The organism is Arthrobacter sp. 179 (genome assembly GCF_052379645.1).
Classification (GTDB): Bacteria; Actinomycetota; Actinomycetes; order Actinomycetales; family Micrococcaceae; genus Arthrobacter_H.
In genome coordinates this window covers 1-7626 of record NZ_JBQSYU010000045.1, presented here as the reverse complement: position 1 = coordinate 7626, position 7626 = coordinate 1, and the positions used below count along the sequence as shown (strand labels likewise).

Below are 7626 nucleotides of genomic sequence, written 5' to 3'. Positions count from 1 at the left end.
CCTGCCCCCGTTGTGCTATCACCGTGGCGTTTCGTCGCCGAACCGGCCCCGGATGGGGAATAGTGGGTGCGGTAAGGCGTACCACCTGCGTGAGGAAAGCGGCCATGGAACCCATCCGCCCGGAGCACCCCGCTCCGGACCGAGTGCTCATCCATTTGAGTGACACCCATGTTCGAGGCGGGGGCCATTTGTTGGCCGATACGCTGGACAGCATCGGACGGCTGCGTTCGCTCGTGGACCGGCTGGAGGCCTCCGGGGTGCGTCCCGACGCCCTCGTGGTCACCGGAGACCTGGCGGACAAGGGGGAACCCGACGCCTACGCCACCCTGCGCTCGATCCTGGAACCGGCGGCCGAACGGTTGGGGACCAGGATCCTCTGGGCCGCAGGCAACCATGACGACCGGTCGAACCTGCGTACCGAACTGCTCGGCGAGCCGGCAGACACCACCCCGCTGGACCACGTCTTCTGGCTGGGCGGGCTACGCCTGATCACCCTGGACACCACGGTTCCCGGCTCCCACCATGGCCACCTCGAGGACGCCCAGTTGCGGTGGCTCGAAGCCGAATTGGCCACCCCGGCCCCCGACGGGACCATCCTGTCCATGCATCATCCACCGATCGCCAGTGTCCAACCGCTGGCCATCCTGGTGGAACTGCGGGGCCAGGCGCGGCTGGCCGAGGTGCTGACCGGCAGCGATGTGCGCGCCATTCTGGCCGGGCACCTGCACTACTCGACGTTCGGGACCTTCGCCGGAATCCCTGTATCGGTGGCCTCGGCGAGCTGTTACACCCAGGATCTGGCAGCACGAGCCGATCCGGTGCGGGGGATCCACACCACCCGCGGACGCGACGAGGCCCAAGGCTACAACCTGGTGCACGTGCTCCCCGAGACCGTGGTGCATTCGGTGGTCCCGGTGGCCAGCGGTGTCAGTGTTGGAGATGTCGTGGAACCGGAGGCGGTGGCCGCGATCCTGCGTGAACACGGCATCGACCCCGATACCGTGGGCCGGAGCCCCCACTCCATCGGCACCCCGGCCACCGGGCATGATGGCGGTGCCGCGGCGGCGCAGGATGCTACCGGTCGGTCCGGGCCACCTCCCACGGGGCGGCCAGCGGGAAGTAGGCCTGCAGGAAGTCGGTGACCACTTCCTGGCGTTCCCGGGCGGGGACCTCGGGGAAGGACCCGTCATTGAGGCAGAAGAAGTCCTGGTTGCGTTTCTTCAACAGCTTGCGCAGTGCGTCCAGGCCCGAATACATGGTGGTGTCCACGTACTTCACCTTCGCCTTCTCCTTGGTCACGGCACGGCCGGTCAGCAACGCGTAGTAGTGGTAGAGCGAATTGGTGACCGAGATGTTGTCCTTGGCGCGGAACCTGCTGGCCGCCGTCGCCGCGAACTCCTCGGAGAAGACCTCTTCGAGCTCCTTGAGCACGCTGCGTCGCAAGGGAGCCGCGGTGTGCTCGAGGTGGCGGGTGGTGATGCGCCCGAACCGGTCGTTGAGCAGCCGCCGGTTCACCCGGGCCGAATTCTCGAAGCCCGAACGGTCCAGATGGTTATCGCCCAACCCGATCCGGGTTCCGGCCTCGATGAACTTGGTGATCCCGCCGGGGGAGAAGAACGTATCCGGGCCCAGCGGGCGCCCCACGAACATGTCGTCGTTGGAGTACAGGAAGTGTTCGGAGAGCCCGTCGATGTGCTGCAGCTGCGACTCCACGGCCTGGGAGTTGAAGGTGGGCAGCACCGTGGGGTCGCGGAAGTGGTCGGGGGCCCGCACCACGGAGATGCGTGGATGGTCGGCATCCAACCAGGCAGGGATGGGTGAATCGGTGGCGATGTAGATGTGCCTGACCCAGGGCGCGAACATGTAGACGCTGCGCAGGGCATACTTCAGCTCGTCGATCTGCCGGTAGCGGGCCTCGGAATCATCCCCCTCGCCGACCACGACGCCGTCCATGAAGGAGGCGCGATAGCGCTGGTGCTCGGGGTCGTTGCCGTCGACCCAGGAGAAGACCATATCGATGGGGAAGGAGATGTCCGCTGCGTGATCGGCGAACATGTTCTCGATGGTCGGCCATTCCCTGCCGTAGCGGTGGACGGTCCCGCGGACCGCTTCGTCCGCCGGCAGGGTGGCCCGGGTCAGCGAATTCTCCATGGGCAGATCCAGCAGCCCCGAGTCCTTCCACTGCCATAATTCGATCTGCACCCCGGTGGAGGCCCCGAAGGCCAGACCGCCGGCCGGTTCGATCCGGGGACGGTAGAGCCGATACATCCGTGCCTTCGGTTTCCGGGCCAACGCGCCATCGGCCACCAGCAGGGACTTGCCCTTGCGGGTGTCGACGGCCAAAGAGTAGAACGGTTCGTCCTGACAGGCAGCCACGAGGGCGGCGCGCATGGCCTTGCGCTCATCCCAGGAGACGGCGATGACCGGGCGGGCGTCGTTGCCGCGCACCAGCAGGTAGGCCACCGAGGCGGCGTCGAGGGCATCGCGGATGAACAGCAGGTCGGTCACCATCGCCTCATGCGGAGTGATCGTCGAATTCACCAGGGCGTAACGACCGTCCGAACGCAGGACGTCGGTGCGTTCCATGAACCGGGCGATCGCCGCCGCCGAGGTGACTTCGCGGACCGGGGAGGCCGCGTCGTCGTCCTCCGGGGTCCCGTGGAAGACCTCATCGGGATGCGGGGCCGTCCGGGTGGCCTCGAGCGGATCGGTGGTGGGGTCGACTGGGTTCATGCGCGGTCCGCCTCGGACCAGCCCAGGTTGGTGGCCATGCGTTGCAGGGTCGCGATCGTCGTTTCGTACTGCTCCTGAGTGACTCCGTCGCTGGAACGCTCCCGCATGCCCTCGACCAGTTCGGTGAGCCGTTCCAGGCTGATGTTGCCGCGGTCGGTCAGCGCGTAGGAATCCCCGTCCTGGGAGACCCATCCGGATTCCAGAAGTTCGGCCAGATGCTCTGCCGGGGAGGCCGGCTCGCCTTCGGGGGAGACCTCGTCGAAGAACGGGGCCAGTGCGGACATGAGTTCTGCGGAGGTATGGGGTTTGGACCCCAGGAGGTTCAGGAGCTGCCATTGCCGGCGCGTGACGCCGTGCTCCTCCAGGGAGGTGGCGAACTGCTCGGAAATGAGCGAGTCCACCAGCTTGAGCCAGTATCCGATCGGTCGTTGAGCGTTCATGGTTTCACCCTAGCCCGGGACGGACCGGCTGTCGCGTCATCGATGCGGACGTGACCTGCACGGTCCAACGGGACCTAGAATGAAGTCCATGACCTCGAACACCCCCGCCCGCGCCCGCCTGCTCGAACTCGTCACCGAACTCGCCGTGGTCCGCGGCAAGGTCACTCTCTCCTCCGGCAAGGAGGCCGACTACTACATCGACCTGCGCCGGATCACCCTGCACCACGAGGCGGCACCATTGGTCGGGGAGGTCATGCTCGATCTGCTCGATGATGCGGGGATCGACTTCACCAACGCCGGTGGCCTCACCATGGGGGCCGACCCCGTCGGCACCGCCGTGATGCACGCCGCCGGGCGGGCCGGCCGCGCGGTGGATGCCTTCGTGGTCCGCAAGGCGCAGAAGTCCTACGGGATGGGCCGCCAGGTCGAAGGCCCCGAGGTCTCGGGGCGCAACGTCGTGGTCTTGGAGGACACCTCCACCACCGGCGGCTCGGCGCTCACCGCCGTCGAAGGCGTCCGGGCGGCCGGGGGCCACGTCGTGGCCGTCGCGGTGATCGTGGACCGTGACACCGGCTCGAAGGAACGCATCGAGTCCGAGGCCGGGGTTCCCTACTTCTTCGCCTACGGCAAGGAGGAGCTCGGCCTCTAGTCCGGGTGGGCCTCCGGCTCGCCGGTCGGGTTGGCGGGGTCCGTCTCGGGGGTGGGGCCGGTCCCGGCATGCGCGGTGGTGAAGCCCTCGGGGTTCGCCGCACGGATGATGGTCTGCTGGACCAGCGGGATCCGCACCCCTGCCGCATCGAGGTCGGCCTTGAGCTGGGCCCGCATCGCCCGGGCCACCGCCCACTGCTGCAACGGACGGGTACGGAAGACCAGCCGGATGGTGATGGACTCCCCGCTCAGGTCCTGGACCCCCCAGATCTCGGGGTCGTCCAGGATCTCACGGGACCACTTCGGGTCGGACTGGAGCCGTTGGGCCGAGGCGAGGATCAGGTCGTTGACCTCGGGCATCTTCGAGTCGTAGGGGACCGGGACGTCCAGGACCGCGCGGGCCCAGCCCTGGGAGAAGTTGCCCACCCGCAGGATCTCGCCGTTGCGGACGTGCCAGAGGCTGCCATCGACGTCACGGACCTGGGTGATGCGCAAACCCACGGCCTCGACCTCGCCGGAGGCCTCGCCGAGATCCACGTAGTCGCCGATGCCGAACTGGTCCTCGGCGACCAGGAAGATTCCCGAGAGGTAGTCCTTGACCAGGGCCTGGGCGCCGAAGCCCAACGCGACACCGACTACGCCGGCACTGGCCAGGATCGGGGCCATGTTGATGCCCAGCTGGGAGAGCACGGTCAGCAGGACGACCGCGGTGATGATGATCGTGGTGACAGAGCGCAGGACCGACCCGACGGTCTGGGCCCGCTGGGTCCGCCGGGCCACCGCGATCGGGGACTCCTGCACCAGCCAGCGCCGCCCGCTCTTCTCGGACTTCCGGTGCTCCTTGGACAGGGCGGCGGCCTCACCGGCGGCGATGTGTTCGGTGGTTCGGCGGATGAGACGGCGGATGATGAAGTTCAGCGCCACGCCGATGACGATGACGATCGCGATCTTCAGCGGGCGGTCCAGCCAGAAGGACCAGTCCAGCAGCGGTGAGGTGTCGGCGGGGGAATCAAGGGAAAACGACAGGGGCATATGTCGAAACTAGGGGCTTGCGGCGGGGCGGGGCAAGCCGGGGAGGGTCGGAGGTGAGCAGATCAACAGGGCCGGCCGGCCGCCCGGTGCCCTAGAGCCGGGGGAGGAGTTCGGCGACCGAGGGGAAAACAGTGTCTGGCCGGAAGGGGAAGCGTTCGATGTCCTCGGGCTGGGTGATGCCCGAGTGGACCAGCACCGTATACAGTCCGGCCTCCATCCCGGCGACGATATCGGTGTCCATCCGGTCCCCGATCATCGCGGTGGTCTCCGAGTGGGCCTGGATCCGGTTCAGTGCCGAACGGAACATCATCGGGTTCGGCTTGCCGACCACGTAGGGCTGCCGGTCCGTCGCCTGGCTGATCAGTGCCGCGACGGCCCCGGTGGCGGGCATGACGCCTTCGGGGGAGGGGCCGGTGGCATCGGGGTTGGTCGTGATGAACCGCGCGCCCTGGGCGATCAGCCGGATCGCCCGGGTGATGGCCTCGAAGGAATAGGTGCGGGTTTCCCCCAACACCACGAAATCGGGATTTCGGTCCGTGAGGATGAAACCGGCGTCGTGCAATGCGGTGGTCAGTCCGGCCTCGCCGATGACGAAGGCCTTTCCCCCCGGTGACTGGCGGCGCAGGAACTCCGCGGTGGCCATGGCCGAGGTCCAGATGTTCTCCTCGGGGATCACCAGTCCGGCGGCATCCAACCGGGCGCAGAGATCGCGCGGGGTGTAGATGGAGTTGTTGGTCAGTACGAGGAAGCGTTTGGAGGTCGATACCCAGCGTTCGATCAGCTCCGCCGCGCCGGGAATGGCCTTGTTCTCATGGACCAGGACGCCGTCCATGTCGGTCAGCCAGCATTCGATATCGGCGGGTGTGCGGTCGTCGGTGCTCATTCTCAGCCTCTTCTGCCTCGTGGTGGTTCCGGGGTCAACGCTATCCCGTCGGACGAACGGGGGCCGTACCCGGAATTACAGCCACCTGTTGTGTTTGAACACCACGTACAGGCCGACGCTCAGCCCCACCATCAGCCCCAGGGCCGCCGGATAGGCCCAGGTGAAGGCAAGTTCGGGCATGTGGGTGAAGTTCATCCCGTAGATGCTGCCGATCAGGCTGGGGGCGAACAGGATGGCCGCCCAGGAGGAGATCTTCTTCATCTGTTCGTTCTGCGCGACCCCTGCCTGGGCGGCCTGCTGCGAGACGAGGGTCGCCGACAAGGACAGGGCATTGGTCAGCAGGGCCCTGAACGAGGCGATGCGCTCGGAGACGCGGATGGCGTGATCCTGGACGTCGGCGAACCGGTGGTCCAGTTCGAGCAGCTGCTCGTCCCGGGCGACGGACGGTGCCGGTCGGCCGCCGGGCCCCACCGGCTGCCCGCCGGCCAGGTCCCGGCGCAGGATGGACAGGATCCGTTCCAAGGGGACGGTCGCCCGCTGCAGTTCGATGACTTCGCCGGAGAGTTCGTAGATCCGGCGGGACACGTCGGGGGTGCCCGAGAAGAGTTGGTCGTCGATTTCGTCGATGTCGTTGGAGAGGCCGTCGACGACCGGCTCGTATTCGTCCACGACCTGGTCGAGCACCGCGTAGAGCACCGCCCGTGGACCCATGGCCAGCAGTTCGGGCTCCTCTTCCATCCGGTGGCGGACCCGGGCCAGGTCGGGGGATTCGGCGTGGCGGACCGTCACCACGAAGTCCTCCCCGATGTAGACGTGCAGCTCCCCGAATTCGACCTTCTCGCTGGCATCGAGATAGCGGGCCGGTCGCAGCACCAGCAGCGAGTGGTCCCCGTAATGATCCAGTTTTGCCCGCTGGTGGCCCTTCAAGGTGTCCTCGAGGGCCAACGGGTGCAGTTCGAGCTCATCGGCCACGGATCGCAGCTCGTCCTCGGTGGGACGGTAGAGGCCCAGCCAGGCCATGCCGGAATGCTCGCGCAGCCGCGCCATGGTGTGCCCCAATTGCGACGGATCGTGCACCCGACGCCCGTTGACGTAGATCCCGTTATCGATAATGGCCATGACCACCTCCTGCGGATATTCTGCCATCTGCCCCGACGACCGTCGTGCCCTGCGGTGCGCGGCTGACGCATTAGGCTGGGACGGTGGACCACTCATCGCACGAACCTGCCTCCCCACCACCCCCGGACGCGGTTCCGGCCGCCGACCCCGGAGCCGCGGAACGACCGGAAGTCGGGGTGGGCCCCTGGGAAGGGGAATGGCCCGTCGGAGCGCATTGGGATCCTGAACTGCTGCGGGAGGGGGACCGCCGCAATGTCGGGGACCGGTACCGGTATTGGCTGCACGAGGCCATCGTCGCGGATCTGGACACCCGCCGCCACGACTTCCATATCGCCATCGAGAACTGGCAGCATGACATGAACATCGGCACCGTGGTGCGCACCGCCAACGCCTTCCTGGCCAAGGAAGTGCACATCATTGGACGACGCCGGTGGAACCGGCGCGGGGCCATGGTCACCGACCGCTACCAGCATGTGCGCCACCACCCCAGCGTCGAGGACTTCGTCCAGTGGGCCCAGGGTGAGGGCCTGGCCATCATCGGGGTCGACATCTTCCCGGACTCGGAGCAGCTGGAGACCTATGACCTGCCCCGTGATTGCGTGCTGGTGTTCGGGCAGGAAGGCCCCGGCCTCAGCGACGAGGTCCATGCGGTGGCCGATGCCACGCTGAGCATCGAGCAGTTCGGTTCCACCCGCTCCATCAATGCCGCCTCGGCGGCCGGGATCGCCATGCACGCCTGGATCCGGCGCCACGTCTTCGGACAATTGCCGG

8 protein-coding genes are annotated in these 7626 nt (G+C 67.2%); 3 read left to right on the top strand and 5 right to left on the bottom strand.

Annotated features, from left to right (window positions below; genetic code table 11):
• Window positions 1-104: 104 nt before the first annotated feature.
• The gene (locus ACT3UE_RS15575; protein WP_444561710.1) at window positions 105-1142 is read left to right on the top strand and encodes a phosphodiesterase; all 1038 of its coding nucleotides are present in this window, start codon (window positions 105-107) and stop codon (window positions 1140-1142) included.
• Here ACT3UE_RS15575 and ACT3UE_RS15570 read toward each other — a convergent pair.
• The gene (locus tag ACT3UE_RS15570) at window positions 1075-2733 is read right to left on the bottom strand and encodes a stealth family protein (RefSeq protein WP_444561711.1); all 1659 of its coding nucleotides are present in this window, start codon (window positions 2731-2733) and stop codon (window positions 1075-1077) included. The two genes, ACT3UE_RS15575 and ACT3UE_RS15570, sit on opposite strands and share 68 nt — an antisense overlap.
• Window positions 2730-3173: a MarR family winged helix-turn-helix transcriptional regulator gene (locus ACT3UE_RS15565; protein ID WP_443384297.1), complete on the bottom strand. Its 444-nt coding sequence runs from the start codon at window positions 3171-3173 to the stop codon at window positions 2730-2732. Before ACT3UE_RS15565 ends, ACT3UE_RS15570 begins: the two co-directional genes overlap by 4 nt.
• An 88-nt stretch (window positions 3174-3261) precedes the next feature.
• Between ACT3UE_RS15565 and pyrE the strand changes: the two genes are divergently transcribed.
• A complete protein-coding gene (gene pyrE / locus ACT3UE_RS15560; RefSeq protein ID WP_443384296.1) occupies window positions 3262-3822 on the top strand; it encodes an orotate phosphoribosyltransferase in 561 nt (186 codons plus the stop codon).
• Here pyrE and ACT3UE_RS15555 read toward each other — a convergent pair.
• The 3 genes from ACT3UE_RS15555 to ACT3UE_RS15545 form a co-directional block, all read right to left on the bottom strand.
• Window positions 3819-4853 carry a mechanosensitive ion channel family protein gene (locus ACT3UE_RS15555; protein ID WP_444561712.1) on the bottom strand — a complete coding sequence of 345 codons (1035 nt, stop codon included), beginning with the start codon at window positions 4851-4853 and terminating at the stop codon, window positions 3819-3821. The two genes, pyrE and ACT3UE_RS15555, sit on opposite strands and share 4 nt — an antisense overlap.
• 91 nt (window positions 4854-4944) lie before the next feature.
• Window positions 4945-5736, bottom strand: a complete 792-nt coding sequence (locus ACT3UE_RS15550; RefSeq protein WP_443384293.1) for an HAD-IIA family hydrolase — start codon at window positions 5734-5736, stop codon at window positions 4945-4947.
• Between the two features lie 75 nt (window positions 5737-5811).
• Window positions 5812-6855 (bottom strand): magnesium and cobalt transport protein CorA, encoded by a 1044-nt coding sequence (locus ACT3UE_RS15545; RefSeq protein WP_443384294.1) that lies wholly within the window; start codon window positions 6853-6855, stop codon window positions 5812-5814.
• Window positions 6856-7031: 176 nt separating this feature from the next.
• Here ACT3UE_RS15545 and ACT3UE_RS15540 point away from each other — a divergent pair.
• A partial coding sequence (locus ACT3UE_RS15540) for a TrmH family RNA methyltransferase (RefSeq protein ID WP_444567009.1) occupies window positions 7032-7626 on the top strand: 595 nt, incomplete at its 3' end.